General features: G+C 67.7%; 14 protein-coding genes and 1 tRNA gene. 12 read left to right on the forward strand and 3 right to left on the reverse strand.

Annotation, left to right across the window (positions count from 1 at the left end):
* Positions 1-132 precede the first annotated feature (132 nt).
* Both GFD21_RS08860 and GFD21_RS08865 read left to right on the forward strand, forming a co-directional pair.
* Positions 133-924 carry a GNAT family N-acetyltransferase gene (locus tag GFD21_RS08860; RefSeq protein WP_163197613.1) on the forward strand — a complete coding sequence of 264 codons (792 nt, stop codon included), beginning with the start codon at positions 133-135 and terminating at the stop codon, positions 922-924.
* The gene (locus tag GFD21_RS08865; RefSeq protein ID WP_163197614.1) at positions 921-2,237 is read left to right on the forward strand and encodes an MFS transporter; all 1,317 of its coding nucleotides are present in this window, start codon (positions 921-923) and stop codon (positions 2,235-2,237) included. The genes GFD21_RS08860 and GFD21_RS08865 overlap by 4 nt, the downstream gene beginning before the upstream one ends.
* Before the next feature lie 31 nt (positions 2,238-2,268).
* Here GFD21_RS08865 and GFD21_RS08870 read toward each other — a convergent pair whose 3' ends face one another.
* Complete coding sequence (locus GFD21_RS08870) at positions 2,269-3,324, reverse strand: Gfo/Idh/MocA family protein (RefSeq protein ID WP_163197615.1); 1,056 nt, start codon at positions 3,322-3,324, stop codon at positions 2,269-2,271.
* 181 nt (positions 3,325-3,505) lie between these two features.
* On the opposite strand from GFD21_RS08870, the gene GFD21_RS08875 reads away from it, so the two are divergent.
* The 4 genes from GFD21_RS08875 to GFD21_RS08890 all read left to right on the forward strand — a co-directional run bounded on the left by GFD21_RS08875 (position 3,506) and on the right by GFD21_RS08890 (position 8,514).
* Positions 3,506-4,684, forward strand: a complete 1,179-nt coding sequence (locus GFD21_RS08875; protein ID WP_404801578.1) for a pyridoxal phosphate-dependent aminotransferase — start codon at positions 3,506-3,508, stop codon at positions 4,682-4,684.
* An 83-nt stretch (positions 4,685-4,767) separates the two neighbouring features.
* Positions 4,768-5,736: a Ppx/GppA phosphatase family protein gene (locus GFD21_RS08880; protein WP_163197617.1), complete on the forward strand. Its 969-nt coding sequence runs from the start codon at positions 4,768-4,770 to the stop codon at positions 5,734-5,736.
* Positions 5,737-6,352: 616 nt separating this feature from the next.
* Positions 6,353-8,116 carry a sodium:solute symporter family protein gene (locus GFD21_RS08885; protein ID WP_163197618.1) on the forward strand — a complete coding sequence of 588 codons (1,764 nt, stop codon included), beginning with the start codon at positions 6,353-6,355 and terminating at the stop codon, positions 8,114-8,116.
* Between the two features lie 44 nt (positions 8,117-8,160).
* Positions 8,161-8,514 carry a hypothetical protein gene (locus GFD21_RS08890; RefSeq protein WP_163197619.1) on the forward strand — a complete coding sequence of 118 codons (354 nt, stop codon included), beginning with the start codon at positions 8,161-8,163 and terminating at the stop codon, positions 8,512-8,514.
* A 151-nt stretch (positions 8,515-8,665) separates the two neighbouring features.
* Here the strand turns inward: GFD21_RS08890 and GFD21_RS08895 are convergent, their stop codons facing one another.
* Entirely contained in the window at positions 8,666-9,457 is a 792-nt protein-coding gene (locus GFD21_RS08895) for a DUF4391 domain-containing protein (protein ID WP_163197620.1), read from the reverse strand.
* Positions 9,458-9,680: 223 nt separating this feature from the next.
* Here GFD21_RS08895 and GFD21_RS11285 point away from each other — a divergent pair, with 223 nt between their 5' ends.
* On the forward strand, positions 9,681-9,809 hold the full coding sequence (locus tag GFD21_RS11285; protein WP_263862662.1) for a hypothetical protein: 129 nt from the start codon (positions 9,681-9,683) through the stop codon (positions 9,807-9,809).
* 47 nt (positions 9,810-9,856) lie between these two features.
* Here the strand turns inward: GFD21_RS11285 and GFD21_RS08900 are convergent.
* Positions 9,857-9,929: transfer RNA gene (locus GFD21_RS08900), tRNA-Arg, on the reverse strand.
* A 524-nt stretch (positions 9,930-10,453) separates the two neighbouring features.
* Between GFD21_RS08900 and GFD21_RS08905 the strand changes: the two genes are divergently transcribed.
* From GFD21_RS08905 to nrdG, 5 genes are all read left to right on the forward strand, one after another.
* Positions 10,454-11,443, forward strand: a complete 990-nt coding sequence (locus GFD21_RS08905; RefSeq protein ID WP_404801579.1) for an endonuclease/exonuclease/phosphatase family protein — start codon at positions 10,454-10,456, stop codon at positions 11,441-11,443.
* A gap of 82 nt (positions 11,444-11,525) precedes the next feature.
* Positions 11,526-12,812, forward strand: coding sequence for an exodeoxyribonuclease VII large subunit (gene xseA / locus GFD21_RS08910; protein WP_163197662.1), 1,287 nt, complete (start codon positions 11,526-11,528; stop codon positions 12,810-12,812).
* Positions 12,813-13,030: 218 nt separating this feature from the next.
* Positions 13,031-13,261 (forward strand): exodeoxyribonuclease VII small subunit, encoded by a 231-nt coding sequence (locus GFD21_RS11355; RefSeq protein ID WP_318643755.1) that lies wholly within the window; start codon positions 13,031-13,033, stop codon positions 13,259-13,261.
* 465 nt (positions 13,262-13,726) lie between these two features.
* Positions 13,727-16,126 carry an anaerobic ribonucleoside-triphosphate reductase gene (gene nrdD / locus GFD21_RS08920; protein ID WP_163197623.1) on the forward strand — a complete coding sequence of 800 codons (2,400 nt, stop codon included), beginning with the start codon at positions 13,727-13,729 and terminating at the stop codon, positions 16,124-16,126.
* Positions 16,127-16,454: 328 nt separating this feature from the next.
* Entirely contained in the window at positions 16,455-17,162 is a 708-nt protein-coding gene (nrdG, locus tag GFD21_RS08925) for an anaerobic ribonucleoside-triphosphate reductase activating protein (protein ID WP_404801575.1), read from the forward strand.
* The last annotated feature ends 121 nt before the right edge of the window (positions 17,163-17,283 follow it).

The raw sequence follows: 17,283 nt of genomic DNA on the forward strand, positions 1-17,283 counted from the left end.
GGCCGGGACAGCGGGTCCCACGGCTGGAACGCGCCGTGAACGTCGCGAGCGGGGGGATCCGCTACCCTCGTGCGGGCATGTGTGGGCGGGCGCACGTGCGACACGACGACATCGACAAGGAGTGGATAACCCATGGCTGCGAACGACGCCGCAACCACCAGCACCGCCGTCATCTACCGTCCCATCCGGGCCGACGACCTCGACGCCATCGTCGAGGCGTTCCACCGCACCTGGGGCGTCGACGAACCCGACGGGCCGGCGATCACACGGCTCACCTCCAGGCATTTCGTCCTGCACTATCTCGAACCCGCCACGCGCGGCGAGATCGCCGAAACCCCGGACGGCGCCTTCATGGGCGTCACCCTCGTGCGCATCGCCGGCGAACCGGCGCTGTTCCCGTGGGTGGGCGGCGAACTGGCGCGCGTCAACGCCGAACTGGACGCCACCGCGGCCGGGGCCGACGCGCTCGTGCGCACCGAGGCGTGGCATGCGCTCGAGGAGCGTATGGAGGACGACATCGCCATCAACGACCGTGCCCGGGCGGAGGTCGAACTGTTCCTCGTCGACGCCGCCGCGCGCGGCCACGGCGTGGGCGGCACGCTCTGGCGGCACATGCTCGACGCGTTCGCGCGCGCCGGCGTGAACCGCTACTATCTGCACACCGACTCCAGCTGCGATGTGGGCTTCTACGACCACAAGGGGCTCGCACGCGTCGCCGAACGCTACGCCAAGGACCATCCCGGCGAGCATGTGGGCGACGGGGAGGACATCTTCATCTACGAGGGCGGCGTGGAGCCGGCATTCGTGGATGGACGGACAGGCACCGGCATCTACGAGGGCGACGTGGAGCCGACATCCGTGGATGAACGGACGGGCGAAGGCTCCCACGGAAACGGAATCGAGGCCGAGGAGGCGCGCGCATGAGCCGGGCCGCCGCCGCGCGGTCGCGTTCCCCGTACGCCCGCCTGTTCCGTATCCCCGGCACGAAGGCCTTCTGCGTCTCCGGCGCGGTGGCCCGCTTGCCGATCTCCATGATGAGCCTCGGCATCGTGCTCGCGCTGAACCACCTGTACGACAACTGGACGATCGCCGGCACGATGAGCGCCGTCTACGTGTTCTCCCTGTCGTGCGTGACCCCGTTCTATGCGCGGCTGTTCGACCGTTTCGGGCAGCGCCGCGTCGGCCGCATCGCGCTGGCGGTGCAGGTCGTCGCGATGCTCTCCTTCGCGTTCGCGGCGCTGGTACGCGTGCCGATCCCGCTGCTGTTCGCGCTCGCCGTCGTCATGGGGCTGACCCAGTTCTCGTTCGGCGCGCTTGTGCGCACCCGCTGGGCGTATGCGCTGCGCGGCCGGGGGGACGGCGAGGAGCTGCTCAACACCGCGTACGCGATGGAGGCCGCCATCGACGAGGTGGTGTTCATCCTGGGGCCGATCCTCGCCGCATGGCTGGCCACCAGCGTGCATCCGGTCAGCCAGCTGTTCGTGCCGACGATCGCCTGCGGCGTGGGCGGCGTCGTGTTCTTCTCCCTGAGGTCCACGCAGCCGCCGGCCATCGTGGAGGCCGTCGAGGTCGCGGCCGCGCCGGACGGCGTGGGGGCCGGCGGCGCCGTGGGCGGCGGTGACGCCGACCGTCTGTCCCTCGACCGGCTGCGCCGGCAGGGCACCAAGCCGAAGAGCGCGCTCCTGTACGGCGGCGTATTGCCGCTGCTCGTTGTGTTCCTTGTGTTCAACATGAGCTTCACGTCGTTCGACGTGTCGATCACCGCCAGCATCAAATCGATGGGGCTGGAAAGCTTCCTCGGCCTGCAGCTCGCCATGTTCGCGGTCGGCTCGTGCATCGGCGCGGTGGTGTTCGGCTCGCGCACGTTCCGCGGCTCGCACTGGGCGCACATGGTGATCTTCCTGTGCCTGCTCACCGCGGGCTACGTGGGCTTCCGCCTGTCGATGGACAACCTCGTCCTCCTTGGTGCCGTCGAGATCGTCTCCGGCCTGTTCGTCTCGCCGCTGTTCACGACCGGCAATCTCATCGTCAAGGACCTGGTGCCCGAGGAGAGTCTCACCGAAGGGCTGAGCTGGGTGACCACCGCCGGCACGGTCGGCACCTCGATCGGATCGTCGGCGGCCGGAGTCGTCCTCGACGCCTCCGGCCCGCACGTCGGCATGTTCCTGCCGGCGCTGTTCACCGCCTGCGCGATCCCGCTCGCCCTGCTCGGATGGGCGTTGGCCCGCAGGCGGTAGGGCCGGCGGGCCGTTCATCACCGCCCGGAGCTTACCTCTCGAACGGGTAGACCAGGCCCCAGCGCCCGCGGATCTCGTCCATGAGCTCCATGATGCGCAGCGTGTCCGCGCGCGGCATCTCGGGGCATTCGCCGCGGCCGTCCAGGATGGCGTTCGCGGCCGCGGCCACCTCGTACTCGTATCCGGTCAGCTGCGCCGGCATGTCGATGCGGCGCACCGGCTCATGGTCGAGACCGTACACGTCCACATGCAACGGGTTGTTGATGTTGTCGACCACCGCATAGCCCTTGGTGCCGCAGATCACGCCGGACCGGTCGGAGGCTGCGGCGCGCGAGCTGGTCGCCACGGCCATCAGCCCGTCGTCGTAGACGAGGGTGGTCGAGTTCGAGGCGTCCACGCCCGTGTCGAACGGGACCATCGTCGTGTCGAAACGCGCGACGGAACGCCCGTGGTCGGCGCCCACGGCCATGTCGATGAAGTTCAGGGAGTACACGCCCACGTCGAGCAGCGCGCCGCCCGCCAGATCCGGGTTGGTGATGCGGTCGCGGCCGTGCGGCTCGTAGCTCAGTTCGGCGCGCACCGCGCGCACGTCGCCCAGTTCGCCGCTCGCGATGAGCTCGTTGATGATGCGCCGGCTCGGCTGGTAGCGCGTCCAGATCGCCTCCGTGGCGAGCAGCCCGGTCTCGTCGGCCACGGCCAGCAGCTCCCTCGCCTGCGCCGTGTTCGCGGTGAACGCCTTCTCCACCAGCACGTTCCTGCCGGCCTTCAGGCACAGGATCGCCTGCTCGGCGTGGAAGTTGTGCGGCGTGGCGATGTACACCAGGTCCACCATCGGGTCCTCGGCCAGCTCCTCGTAGGAGCCGTACGCCTTATCGAAACCGTACTTCGCGCGGAAGTCCTCGGCCCTGCCGTAGTCGCGCGCCGCCACCGCGTACGGGTGGATCCAGCCGGCGTAGCGTTCGTCGGCGGCCATCTTCACCAGCGTCGTCGCCATCGTGTTGGCGATCGAGCCGGCTCCCAGGATCGCCACGTTCACCTTCTCGCCGTGCGCCGTCGCCTCGGCGCGTCTGCCGTTCAGCCTGCTCATCATCGACTCCGATCTGATAGAGGATTCGGTCCGACACCATGGTATCCGCCGATGGCCCGCGCGGCCGTCCCACCTGCCGGACCTTCCCGGCGGCGTGTCGCGTCTTGCCGATACAACGGGCCGTATGAGTGGTGAAGCAAAGCAGCCCGCGCCGGCGACGAACACGCCCGCGACTCCCGTGATGTCCCGTCGCGCCCGCGAGGCGCAGCCCTTCCGCGCCATGGTGTTCGGCGAGAAGGCCGACCGCATGATCGCGGACGGCGTCGACGTGATCAAACTCAGCCTCGGCGAACCCGATTTCGGCGCGCCGCCGGCCGTGCGCGACGCGATGCGCGAACAATACGACGGCCGCGCCCTGCCCTACACCGCCGCGATGGGCCTGCCCGAACTGCGCCGTGCCATCGCCGACTTCTATCGGGACCGCCACGGGCTCGACATCGACCCGAAACGCATCGTCATCACCTCCGGCGGTTCGGCGGCCCTGCTGCTCGCCACCGCGCTCACCGTCGACCCGGGCGACGAGGTCGTCATCGCCGACCCGTCCTACCCATGCAACCGCGAACTCGTCAACAGCTTCGAGGGCAGGGTGGTGGACGTGCCCACCTCGGCCGCCACACGCTTCCACCTCAACCGCGACCTCGTGGCCGCGCACTGGACGGACCGCACCAAGGCGGTGATGATCACCTCCCCGTCCAACCCGACCGGCACCACCATCGACTTCGACGCGCTGCGCGGGGTGTGCGACTGGGCGCGCGACCACGGCGCCTGGCGCATCGTCGACGAGACGTACCTCGACCTGGCCGACCGCGAGCCGGACGGCACCGAGGTCAGGTCCGTGCTCGCCTGCGACGACGGGGCCATCGTGTGCAACAGCTTCTCCAAGTTCTTCGGCATGACCGGCTGGAGGCTCGGATGGGCCGTCATGCCCGACGACGACGCCGTGCTCGCCGCCGTCGACGACCTCGCCACCAACTACTACCTGTGCGCGCACACGCCCACCCAGCATGCGGCGCTCGCCTGCTTCACCGAGGACAGCCTCGCCGAATGCGAACGCCGCCGCCGGGAGCTGCTCGCCCGCCGCCGCATCGTCATCGACGGGCTCAAACGCATCGGCCTGCCCGTCGAGGTGGAGCCGAACGGCGCCTTCTACGCCTACTTCGACATCACCTCCACCGGATTGGACGCCTGGACGTTCTGCGAACGCGCGCTCGACGAGGCCCATGTGGCGCTCACGCCGGGCCGCGACTTCGGCGCCGCCACCGCGGACACGCACGTGCGGCTGAGCTATGCCGCCTCGCGCGAGGCGCTCGCCGAAGGGCTCGACAGGGTCGGCCGCTGGCTGGACACGCTGCGCGCGTGACGCCCCCACGCGTCGGTGCCGCACGGAGATGCCGCGCGAAACACGGCAACGAGTAACGAGAAGGAACGGAACACACCCCACCCATGGTCAACCTGCATTCACACACCACCCGTCTGGGCGTGCTCGACATCGGGTCGAACACCATCCACATGCTCATCGTCGACGCCGCGCCCGGCGCCCGCCCCGACCCCGAGGCCAGTACGAAGACCACCGTGCGCCTCATGCAGTACCTCAAGGACGACGGTTCGATCAGGAAGGCCGGCATCGAGGCGATCCTCGAGGCGGTCGACGAGGGCATGAGGCTCGCCGAGGAATACGAGATCACGCAGCTGCTCGCCATGGCCACCAGCGCCATCCGCGAGGCGCCGAACGGCAACAAGGTGCTGCGCAAGATCGAGGAGCGCATCGGCCAGGGCGTGACGGTGCTGTCCGGCACCGACGAGGCGAGGCTCACGTTCCTCGCGGCGCGCCGCTGGTACGGCTGGGACGCGGGGCGCCTGCTCATGCTCGACATCGGCGGCGGCTCGCTCGAGGTGGCGATGGGCTCCGACGAGGAGCCGACCGTGGCGTTGTCCGCGCCGGCGGGCGCCGGCCGCGTGACCAAGGAGTTCCTGCCCGAGGGAACCGCCACCGCCGCACAGCTGGACGAGGCGCGCAGGCAGGTGCGCCGGATCCTCGAGCCGATGGTCGAGGCGTTCCCCAAATCGAAGCATCCGAACCATGCGGTCGGCACGTCGAAGACGTTCCGCTCGCTGGCGCGTCTCGCCGGCGCCGTGCTGCGCCAGCCGGGCCGTGAGGACACGCTCGTCATGACGCGCGAGCAGCTGGAGGACTGGATCCCCCGTCTCGCCGCCATCGAACCGGATCAGCGCGTCGCCCTGCCGGGCATCACGCCGGAGCGCACGCTGCAGATCGTCGGCGGCGGCATCGTGGCCGACGAGATCATGAAGGCGCTCGACATCCGCGAGATCGAGATCTGCCCGTGGGCGTTGCGCGAAGGCGCGATCCTGCGTTGGCTCGACCAGTTCGGACGCACCCGCCTCGGTTTCTGACCCAGGTCTTCGGTCCGGCGTCCATGCGGCCGTCGGGGGCATCCGGTCCGTGAGGTCGCATGGCCCGTGCGGGCCGTTCGGTCCGTCCATCCCCGTCCGTGCCGCGACCGCATCGCGCACCCATCCTTTGCAACCGGTTTCATAACGGGATGCCGTCATCGCGATCCGTGGATGACGTTTACCGCCGTGGGGCGGAACGGTCGGACGTTCCGGCCGTGGTCCGTGACGGACGATGATGTTCGACACGGTCTGCGCATATGCCCAAAGATAACGATTTGGTTGCAATTTTTGTTTTCGTTGGCAGCGTTTGCATCATTGTTAGCGCTCTCAATAATCCTTGCGAACATTGGGTTCCCGTGGTGTCGCGAATCGCGAAAGTATCATTCACGGCGATGGCGAAACGGCGGAACGCCGGCGGAAAGCGGTTGCGTGTCGTCCGAATCGTACTAGTTTAAAGCACCGTTGAATAGGTTCCGGCACAGCGCAAGCCGGACATATGAAACGTGATGATCACCCGCTTCCGAAGTCGAAGCCATCGACGACGACACGGGATGTGAGCGGTCACAAAACAGTGAGGTTTGGACGCCGGCAAGGCGGTTCCAAAGAGGGAGGATATATGCCGACGACAGTGTTGGCCGCTGCGGAAAGCAGCATCAAGCTGAGCCTACAGCCCATCGATTACGCGATTCTCGTGTTCTACTTCGTGGTGGTCATCGCCATCGGCTGGATCTCCGGCCGTCGCATGAAGTCCAGCACCGACTTCCTGCTCGCCGGACGCTCCATGCCGGCGTGGATCACCGGCATCGCCTTCATGGCCGCCAACCTCGGTGCCACCGAGATCTTCGGCATGGCCGCCAACGGTGCCCAGATCGGCATGTCGACGCTGCATTACTACATCATCGGCGCCATCCCGGCCATGGTGTTCCTCGGCATCTTCATGATGCCGTTCTACTACGGCTCCGGCGTGCGCTCCGTGCCCGAGTTCATGTACCGCCGCTTCGGCAAGAGCGCGCATCTGGTCTGCTCGCTGTGCTTCGCGACCTCCACGCTGCTGATCTCCGGCATCAACCTGTACGCCATGGCCATCATCATCGAGGCCATGCTCGGCTGGTCGCAGATCGCCGCCATCATCTTCTCCGGCGTCGTCGTGCTCGTCTACACCTACCTCGGCGGCCTGAAGTCCGCCGTCTACAACGAGGTCATGCAGTTCTTCGTCATCCTCGCCGCCCTCATCCCGCTGACCGTCGTCGGCCTGCGCAACATCGGCGGCTGGGAAGGCCTGAAGACCTCGCTCGCCGCCACCCCGGGCATCGGCGACCTGCACCTGAGCACCTGGCAGGGCACCGGCATCGGCAACGTCACCAACCCGATGGGCGCCGACTGGTTCACCATCGTCATGGGCCTCGGCTTCGTGATCTCCTTCGGCTACTGGACCACCAACTTCACCGAGGTCCAGCGCGCCTTCTCCGCCAAGGACATGACCGCCGCCCGCCGCACCCCGATCTACGCCTGCTTCCCGAAGCTGTTCGTCGGCTTCCTGGTGATCATCCCCGGCTGCATCGCGGCCGCCGTGCTCTCCAAGCAGTTCGCCTCCGGCGCGCTCACCTACAACGAGTCCATCCCGAAGCTCATCCAGATGTACCTGCCGTCCGGCGTGCTCGGCATCGCCGTCACCGGCCTGATGGCCTCCTTCATGGCCGGCATGGCCGCGAACGTCTCCTCGTTCAACACCGTGTTCACCTACGATCTGCTGCAGGACTACATCAAGCCCGGCCAGCCGGATAGCTACTACTTCAAGGCCGGCCGCGTCATCACCATCGTCGGCGTGTTCATCTCCGTCGGCACCGCGTTCGTGGCGTCCCAGTTCGGCAACATCATGACCTACATGCAGGTGCTGTTCGGCTTCTTCAACTCGCCGCTGTTCGCCGTGTTCATCCTCGGCCTGTTCTTCAAGCGCATCACCCCGGCGGGCGCCACCGCCGGCTACGTGGTCGGCATCCTCGCGCCGTTCTGCGTCTACCTGTGGTACCTCAAGTCCGTGGCCGACGGCAGCCCGATCTTCCCGACCGCCACCTCCGGCACCCTGTACCAGGCCGAGATCTCCCTGGCCTCCGCCATGGTCGTCGCCATCGTCGTCAGCCTGTTCACCAAGCCGAAGCCGGACTCCGAGATCGAGGGCCTGACCTTCGCCACCGGTGGCATGAAGTACTTCCGCTACGACATCATGGAGGACGCCGAGGCCCACGACAAGGGCCAGGTCCTCGACAAGGCCGCCCGCACGGCCGCCGTCGAGAAGGAGCGCAAGGACAACCACGTGACCATCTTCCTGGGCATCCTCGCCCTGGTCATCAGCGTCATCCAGTACGCGATCTTCTTCTGATCCGCACCAGCCAACAGTCAACAAGCGATTTTTGAGGAGTGATTATGACTCAGGAAACTGCACCGCAGGAGGCTGCGGGCAAGAAGGAGTACTTCACCGAAGAGGAGAAGGCCGAGATGGTGCGCTCCACGCACCGCTCCGACCTGCGCCGCATCCTCGGCATGATCTTCGTGGTCTACGGCATCGTCGTGTTCGCCGTGGGTCTCATCGACCCGGCCGCCGACGTGGCCAAGACCACCGGCCTGCCAATCAACCTGTGGACCGGCGGTCTGATGTTCCTCGCCGGCCTGGTGTTCTTCATCTGGGACCACTTCAACCCGGTCCCGGCCGAGGACATCATCGCCTCCGCCGAGGAATCCGCCGCGCAGGCCGCCGCCCAGGGCGACAAGGCCGAGTGATCCTTCCGCCTCGCGACGGGCCGTGCCCTTCCTGTCCGGCAGGACCCGTCGCGAAGACGGGACGACGTGGCGTGAACGCGTCGCGTCCATGAATGAAGGCGTTCCACCCGATCCGTTTCGGATGGAACGCCTTTTTCGTATGTTCCGCGTCCTATTCGGCGAGGCGCTTCAGCTCGGCGCGCACCTTGCCCAGCTTCGAGAACGCCTCGTTGCGCTGCGCCGGGTTCTTCGCGCGCGCATGGTCGCGCACGAGCTTCGCCTCCTCGGCGCGCAGCGCAACGATGCGGTCGCGGCGCACCAGCCGCGCATCCAGGTCGGCGTGGTCGGCCGTGCCGAGGATCGCCTGCGAGCACAGCGACTCCCACACCTCGTCCATGTCCGCACCGGTGACCTCCAGCAGCATGTCGCGTGGATTCGCCCAGTCGGAGACATGCACGGCATACCGCGCGGTGTGCCCGGCCTTGCCCGGCACCTTGCGTCGCACGGCCAATGCGCACTGCTCCACGGTCCTGCCCGGGGCGTCGCCGCCGGTGGGGCGACCTTTCGCGCCGGAACCACCGCCCTCGTTTTCGGGGGAGCAGGGATGCCCGTCGCGCACGCATACGAACAGCACGCCGCTGCCCGGCCGTTGCGCCGCGATGTGATCGACGACGTCGGCGGGGACGGCCGTGTCCACGCCGTTCAGGCGCAGGCCCAGCACCAGGATCTCCTTCACGTGCGCGCCCTCGCCGACCCCGGCGTTGGCCGGGCGCAACAGGGCGAGCATGTGGATGGATCCGACCGTATGCACGAGATGCTGCTTCAGCGTGTTCGACAACGGACCCCTGCCCGCGAACAGGGCCTTCGGCAACGTCCCCTTCGCCTTCGGAATCACGGATTTCTCCGGCAGCCCCAGTTCCGGCGCGGTCACCGTGCCGCAGCCCGCAGCATCCATGGTCATCATCGGCCTCCCTCTTGCGCGGCATGCCCCGCCGCGTCCATGCGGATATTGCCCACGAGCCTACACCACGCGTGTGTTGCGGTCCTTGTCCGGTCCGTTTGCGACGTCGCCGGATGGAACGTTCCAAGTTCGATGTGCGATGATGGGGCGCGGCATGGAAGATGGGTCGGGTGGAACCGACGGAGACCCATCGGATCGGAATCGGGAGGGTGACCGTTTGGAGCATATGGGATGGAACGACGCCGACGAGAAGGATCGGATCATCAGGGAGCAGTCGGCGCGCATCGCCGAACTCGAGGAGAAGGTGCGACGACTGCGCCGCCTGATCGTCGCCGCCGAGGAACGGCGCGGCTGAACGAACGGAAAACCCCTTGGAATCGCAGGTTCCAAGGGGTTGTATCGTGCCCCGGATCAGATTCGAACTGACGACACCCGCTTTAGGAGAGCGGTGCTCTATCCCCTGAGCTACCGAGGCGACAGCGATACATTGTACACGTCGTTCGCGCCCCGACGTGCACGAACGGGGATAATCGCGTGGCGAATGTCGAGATTCGCCTCCCATCGGATTCGCGAACGCCCCTGATGCGTCCGCGCGCGGTAAGGTTGCATGCGTCGAAAGGGAGGGCCGTGGCGAAACGGAACCGAAGCGAATACCTCACCCGCGACGAGGCGCGGGCCGATGCCAGGCGCGAGCTGCTCGCACGCGCGGGGGCGAAGTCCGGCGGGGGCGGTCGGTCCGGCGGGTCGTCCGGCAAGTCGTCCGGCCGGAAACCGTCCGCGGGGCGTTCGTCGGGCGGGAAGACGCGTTCCGGCTCTTCCGGGCGTCCGGGCGTCCGTTCCGCGTCGAAGCCGACGGTACGGTCCACGTCGAAGTCCGGCGCGCGTTCCGGCCGGGGAGGAGGCCGCGGGGGAGCGGCGGGTCGCGGCGGCTCTTCCGGACGTGGCCGTTCCGGCTCTTCGGCGGCGGTCCTCGCGAAAGGCGGCGCGCGCCGCCACCGCGTGCTCGGCGTATTCGCCGCGGCCTGCGCGGCCCTGTCCGCGATCGCCGTCGCGGCCCGCGCCCTGCCGTCCGCATGGCAGGCGCTGCCGTTCGTCCCGATCCTCGTCTCCGCCACGCCGTGGTTCGCGCTGCTCGCCGTGATCGCGCTGATGGGCGCCATCGCGTCGCGGCGGTTCCTCGTCGCGTTGGTCGCCGTCGCCGCGTTCGCCGTGAACGTGTGGTGGCAGTACCCGTTCTTCCACCCGACGACCGCGTTGACCCCGGCGGCGGACGCGGCGGTCGGGCAGGCGCATGCGGTCACCGGCGACGCCTATGCGCGCGTGATGACCTGCAACGTATATAAAGGACATGCCGACGCGCGGGCCATCGTCGACACGGTGCGCGACGAACGCGTCGAGGTGCTCGCCCTGCAGGAGACGACCGACGCGTTCGTGTCCGCGCTGGAGGAGGCCGGCATCGGCGACTACCTGCCCTATGCGAAGGTCTCCAGCTCCGACGGCGTGTACGGCAACGGCCTGTGGTCCGCGTCCCCGCTCATCAGCCCGTCGGACGACGACGTGAACTCCAGCGCCTCGTTCATGCCCGGCGGCACGGTCGCCTTCGCCGGCGGCGTGAAGGTGCGCTTCGTCTCCGTGCACACCACCGCGCCCGTCCCCGGGTATTGGGGGCGGTGGCGCCGTTCGCTCGACGAGCTCGCCGCCATGCGTGCCCACACGGACACGAGGTACGTGTTCATGGGCGACTTCAACGCCACCTACGACCATGCCCCGTTCCGCGGTTTCCTTGGCGACCGGTTCCGCGACGCCGCGCGGATGGGCGGGCACGGGTTCACGTTCACCTGGCCGGCGGACCGCGGCCTGCTGCCGCCCGTCTTCGCCGGCATCGACCATGTGGTCGTCGACCGGGACGTCGCCGCCGGGCGCACGGAGACGGTTCGCATCCCCGGAACCGACCACAGGGCGTTGCTCGCCACGCTGGGCGTCGCATAAAACCGGTAGATATCTACCGGTTCGTGGACGCGACCTTATCATGGTGTCCATGAGTTACGAGATGAACGCCACAACGAGGGGCATGGGGCCCGGTGCGGCGGGCGCCCCCGTCGCCGGGGGCGGGGCGCCCGACCTGAGCCGCCCGCGCCCGCTCGACCAGCTGCCGCGTCTGGCCGCCGAGACCACGGCCGAGAACCCGTGGCCGGTGAGCGTGCTCAGCCAGAAGTTCCACACCGCCGTGGCGAAATGGCCGGCCGCGTGGATCTGCGGGCAGATCACCGAGATCAACACGCGCCGCGCAGGCTCCGCCTACCTCACGGTGCGCGACGACTTCGAGGACGTCGCCATCTCCGTGTCGGGCTGGCGCGGGTTCGCGGCCGCGGCCTCGCGGTTCCGGCAGGGCGACCGGGTCGTCATCCACGGCCGTGCCGACATCTGGGTCAAGCAGACGCGTCTGAGCTTCATCGGCGACGACATCCGCAAGATCGGCGCCGGCGGGCTCAAGGAGCAGATCGACGAGCTGCGCAGGAAGCTCAAAGGCGAGGGGCTGTTCGACGCGGACCGCAAGGTGCCGCTGCCCGAATTCCCCAAGTGCATCGGTCTGGTGTGTGCCCCGCAGGCGCGCGCAGAGGGTGACGTGATCACCAACGTGAACCTCAGGTGGCCGGCCGTGCGCTTCAAGGTGCTGCACGCGCACGTGCAGGGCGCGCAGTGCCCGCCCGACATCATCGACGCCATCCGCCGGCTCGACGCCGACCCGGAGGTCGATGTGATCATCGTGGCGCGCGGCGGCGGCGCGTTCGAGGATCTGGTCGGCTTCTCCGACGAGGGCGTGGTGCGCGCGGCCGCCGCGTGCGCGACCCCGCTCGTGTCCGCCATCGGCCACGAGGACGACTGGACGCTCATCGACCTGGCCGCCGACCTGCGCGCCTCCACGCCCACCGACGCGGCGAAGAAGGTCGTGCCGGACGTGCGCGAGCAGTGGCAGCTCGTCGACAACGCCGTGCGGCAGATGCGCATGCGCATCTCCGCGCGCGTGGACAACGAGATCAGGCTCGTCGAAGGCTATGCGAACCGTCCCAGCCTCACCCGCCCGCTCACCATGCTCGAACCGCACCAGCGGTTCGTCGACGACGCGCTCGGCCGGCTCGACATCGGCCTGAGGCGCATCGTGGACGACGCCTCGCTCACCATCGAGAAGGCCCACGCCTCGCTCACCGCGCTGAGCCCGCAATCCACGCTGAACCGCGGATACGCCGTCGTGCAGTCCGCCGACGGGCGCGTGCTCGACGACGCCTCGCAGGTGAAGGCCGGCGACGAACTCACCCTGACGCTGCGCAGGGGCGTCGTCACCGCCACCGCCGACTGACGTCGCCGCCGGCGGACGCCGGGGCCTCGAAGGCCCCGTATGGACCGGAAAAACCGAACACCACAACACGTAAGGATGCGATCATGACCGACGAAACCAACAAGACCGACAAGACCGCCGACAAGACGGACGGCACCGCGAAGAAGTCCGCGAAGGCGGGCGCCGCGGGCGCCCCGGCTGTTCCCGCCTCCACCCTCACCGACAAGGAGCGCGAGGCCATCGCGAACATGCCGTACGAGGAGGCGCGCGACAAGCTCATCCAGGCCGTGCAGGCGCTCGAGGCCGGCGGGCTCAACCTCGACCAGTCGATGCGTCAGTGGGAGATCGGCGAGGCGCTCGCCAAGCGCGCGCAGAGCCTGCTGAACGACGTGCGCGCCCGCCTCGACGCCGCCCAGAACGCCCAGGCCGCCACGGCGGACACCGCGGGGACGCAGTCCAACCTCGACTGATATCTGGCTTTCGCGGCGCGCCCTCCCGCCTCGCCCGCGGGAATCCCGCCGGGCTCCCCATGCAACGGTTCGGCCGGTCGAATCTCGGCCAGGCCCCTTCTTGGTCCCCATTGTCCGGGCGGGCTGGAAACATGCTTTCGGCCCGCCCGGACGGGGCCGGTGCATGGCCGTGCGGAGGGGGCTGCATGGCCGCGCCGCATGGCGGTTCCATCCGTTCGCCCGGACTCCGTCGCGACACGCGGGCGCCGGCGATTGTTACACGAATCACACAGGTGTGATTTGGCGTCATTCCGCCGAAAAACCACTACCGCTAGTGTTTCTCCGGCGCGCCGCGACTAGATATAGGGTCGGGGTTGCCGTACAGTATCTGAGGCCCAAGGAAACGGCAGGCCCCGGTGGGGGTGCGTTTTCCTTGGAAATCGAGTTGTGAACAAGGGGCCGAGCGCCCCGGGATGGAGATGCGAGATGGAGACCGAAGTGCTGGATACCACGACCACTGCAGCCAGGAACGCCGGCCGTCAGGTGCAGGTGGAGAAGCGCGACGGCCGCATCGTCGACTTCGACCCCATCAACATCATCTCCGCCGTCAAGGCCGCCTTCGGCGACCTCGACAAGCAGGTCGGCCCGGAGGAGGAGAAGCTCATCCGCGGCTTCGCCGACCAGGTCGAAGGCGAGATCAAGGAGCGCTACGCCGGCCCGGCCAAGATCGAGGACATCCAGAACCTCGTCGAGCACGCCCTCATCGGCGCCCACCTGTACGACGTGGCCCGCGCCTACACCACGTACCGTCTCGACAAGGACATCGAGCGCGCGAAGGCCACCGACGTGAACGAGGCCGTGTCCCGCTTCATCAACCAGGACCCCACCCTCATCCACGAGAACGCCAACAAGGACGCCAACGTCTACGCCACCCAGCGCGACCTGCTGGCCGGCGCCGTCTCCAAGGCCGCCGCGTTCAACATGCTGCCCCCGGCCGTGTCCAACGCGCACATGAAGGGCGACATCCACTTCCACGACGCCGACTACTCGCCGTTCACCGCGCAGTCCAACTGCTCGCTGCCCAACTTCTGGGACATGCTCGCCAACGGCTTCACCCTCGGCAACGCCCCGATGGCCTCCCCGAAGTCCATCGCCATCGCCGCCACGCAGATCACCCAGATCATGAAGGACGTGGCCTCCAGCCAGTACGGCGGCCAGACCGCCAACCGCGCCGACGAGCACCTCGCCCGCTACGCGAAGCTCGACTACGAGAAGTTCCTCGAAGAGGCCCGCGAGATGATCCCGGACGACATGCCGATCGAATTCGCACGCCGCCAGGTCGCCAACGCGAAGGCCAACGAGCCGTCCAAGCTCCACTTCGAGAAGGGCCGCGAGCCGCTGCCGATGGACACCCCGTTCCACACCGACGTCGACGAGCTCGAGCAGGAGCGCGAGATCCTCGCCAAGATCCGCACCCGCAAGGCCATCTACGACGCCATGCAGACCATGGAGTACCAGATCAACTCCAACCGCGTCTCCAACGGCCAGACCCCGTTCGTCACCGTCGGCTTCGGCCTCGGCACCGACTGGTTCTCCCGCGAGATCCAGCGCGCCATCCTGCTCAACCGCATCCGCGGCCTCGGCCGCGAGCACCACACCGCGATCTTCCCGAAGCTCGTGTTCACCGTGCGTCACGGCGTGAACGCCGACCCGGGCGACCCGAACTACGACTTGAAGCAGCTGGCCCTCGAGTCCGCCACCAAGCGCATGTACCCGGACGTCGTGTTCTACGACAACATCGTCAAGATCACCGGCTCCTTCAAGGCGCCGATGGGCTGCCGCTCCTTCCTGCAGGGCTGGATCAACCCGGAGACCGGCAAGGACGAGGAGGACGGCCGCATGAACCTCGGCGTCGTCTCCGTGAACGTGCCGCGCATCGCCCTCGAATCCCACGGCGACAAGGAACGCTTCTGGAAGCTGTTCGAGGAGCGCATGGAGATCGCCCACCAGGCCCTGCAGTTCCGCATCATGCGCTGCAAGCAGGCCACCCCGGTGAACGCGCCCACCCTGTTCCGCTTCGGCGCCTTCGGCCGCCTCGGCGCCAACGACAGCGTCGACGCCCTGTTCAAGAACGAGCGCGCCACCGTGTCCCTCGGCTACATCGGTCTGGCGGAGACCACCGCCGTGTTCTACGGCAAGAACTGGATCCGCGACCACGGCTGGGATCCGGAAGGCAAGGAGTTCGCGCTGTCCATCGTCAAGCGCATGAGCGAACTGTGCAAGCAGTGGAGCAAGGCGGAGGGCTACCACTACTCCGTGTACTCCACGCCGGCCGAGTCGCTCACCGACCGCTTCAACCGCATGGACCGCGAGAAGTTCGGCCGCGTCGAAGGCGTGACCGACCACGACTTCTACACCAACTCCTTCCACTACCCGGTGTGGCTGCAGCCCACCCCGATGGAGAAGCTCAACTACGAGAAGGACTTCCCGTACTACGCCTCCGGCGGCTTCATCAACTACTGCGAGTACCCGTGCCTGCAGGACAACCCGAAGGCGCTCGAGGCCGTGTGGGACTACGCCTACAACGTGGGCATCGGCTACCTCGGCACCAACACGCCGATCGACCACTGCTTCGTGTGCGGCTTCCAGGGCGACTTCGAGCCCACCGACGAGGGCTTCAAGTGCCCCGAGTGCGGCAACTCCGACCCGGACAAGTGCAACGTGACCAAGCGCACCTGCGGCTACCTCGGCAACCCGGTCCAGCGCCCGATGGTGCATGGCCGCCACGAGGAGATCTCCCACCGCGTCAAGCACATGAGCGGCGAGACCGGTCATGTCACGCTGGGTGACGGCTCGACCCGCGAATGGTTCGAAGAGGCCAAGTAACGTTCTCGCGTATGGTCGCGGCGGTCGCCCGCCATGCGTTGTCTGACACACTCAAGGCACCGGCTTCGCCGATCTTCGCGGCGTAGCCGCTCACTGGGCCTATGGACAGTCCACTGGACTGCCCATTTCACGGCCCAGCAGCCAAGCCTACGGTCAGACAACGCATGGCGGGCGACCGCCGCTCCGTTTACGCTCGACGTTGCGGTTGGGTGGAGCGGACGGCGGTTGCGTTCGAGCGTATCGTTACGGTTGTGTGAGGGGTCGGTGAGGGCGTTTGCGTCCGACGGCATGGTCGGGTGGAGCGGCGAGCGGCGGAAGGACGGTTGTGATGGGTGAGATGATTCGGCGTGATTTCGCGGCCGGGGAGACCGGGCGCGGCCCTTCCGTGCCGTCGGACGGGCTCGCCAACGACCCGCGTGCCGGTCAATGGGACGGCCGGCGCATGTCCCATCGCATGATCGCCGACTACAAGACCTTCGTCGTCACCGACGGCGAGGGCGTGCGCAACTCCCTGTACGTCTCCGGCTGCCCGTTCCATTGCGTCGACTGCTTCAACTCGTCCATCTGGGACTTCCAAGCCGGCCACGAGTATACGCAGCGGCTCGAGGACAGGATCATCGAGGACCTCAAGGCCCCGTGGGTGCAGGGCATCACGTTCCTCGGCGGCGAGCCCCTACTCAACACCCCCGTGCTGGTGCCGCTCGCACAGCGCATCCGCCGTGAATTCGGCCACACCAAGGACATCTGGAGCTGGACCGGCTACACGTGGGAGGAGCTCATGCGCCCCGGCGAGACCCCGGACAAGCGCGAACTGCTCGAACTCATCGACGTGCTCGTCGACGGCCGCTACCTGAAAACGCAGAAGGACTCCCTCCTGCAGTTCCGCGGCTCGAAGAACCAGCGCATCCTCGACGTGCCGAAATCCCTCGAGCAGGGCCGCCCCATCATCTGGGGCAAGCTCCACGACCAGGAACGCGACATCCCCGAGATCTATCTCAAGGACCGCGAAGCGGGCGAAGGCGCCCAGGCATCGTGACGATGGCGTGTCATCGCGTCACCACACTTCGGCGCGATGTGTTGCGTTAGGGGCAATCCGTGAGCGAAATCACCGGCGCCGACGCCTCGTCGGGCGGGTGGTCGGACTATCCTAAGGCGAA

This window comes from Bifidobacterium platyrrhinorum (assembly GCF_010667645.1).
In the GTDB taxonomy this organism is placed as follows: domain Bacteria; phylum Actinomycetota; class Actinomycetes; order Actinomycetales; family Bifidobacteriaceae; genus Bifidobacterium; species Bifidobacterium platyrrhinorum.

Excerpts from the sequence above, each read along its gene's own strand:
- GFD21_RS08895 (WP_163197620.1), bottom strand. The coding sequence starts at position 9,457 with ATGATGACCATGGATGCTGCGGGCTGCGGCACGGTGACCGCGCCGGAA.
- GFD21_RS08865 (WP_163197614.1), top strand. The coding sequence starts at position 921 with ATGAGCCGGGCCGCCGCCGCGCGGTCGCGTTCCCCGTACGCCCGCCTG.
- xseA (WP_163197662.1), top strand. The coding sequence starts at position 11,526 with ATGGGGCCCGGTGCGGCGGGCGCCCCCGTCGCCGGGGGCGGGGCGCCC.
- GFD21_RS08875 (WP_404801578.1), top strand. The coding sequence starts at position 3,506 with ATGTCCCGTCGCGCCCGCGAGGCGCAGCCCTTCCGCGCCATGGTGTTC.
- GFD21_RS08885 (WP_163197618.1), top strand. The coding sequence starts at position 6,353 with ATGCCGACGACAGTGTTGGCCGCTGCGGAAAGCAGCATCAAGCTGAGC.
- GFD21_RS08870 (WP_163197615.1), bottom strand. The coding sequence starts at position 3,324 with ATGAGCAGGCTGAACGGCAGACGCGCCGAGGCGACGGCGCACGGCGAG.
- nrdG (WP_404801575.1), top strand. The coding sequence starts at position 16,455 with ATGGGTGAGATGATTCGGCGTGATTTCGCGGCCGGGGAGACCGGGCGC.
- nrdD (WP_163197623.1), top strand. The coding sequence starts at position 13,727 with ATGGAGACCGAAGTGCTGGATACCACGACCACTGCAGCCAGGAACGCC.
- GFD21_RS08880 (WP_163197617.1), top strand. The coding sequence starts at position 4,768 with ATGGTCAACCTGCATTCACACACCACCCGTCTGGGCGTGCTCGACATC.
- GFD21_RS08890 (WP_163197619.1), top strand. The coding sequence starts at position 8,161 with ATGACTCAGGAAACTGCACCGCAGGAGGCTGCGGGCAAGAAGGAGTAC.
- GFD21_RS08860 (WP_163197613.1), top strand. The coding sequence starts at position 133 with ATGGCTGCGAACGACGCCGCAACCACCAGCACCGCCGTCATCTACCGT.
- GFD21_RS11285 (WP_263862662.1), top strand. The coding sequence starts at position 9,681 with ATGGGATGGAACGACGCCGACGAGAAGGATCGGATCATCAGGGAGCAG.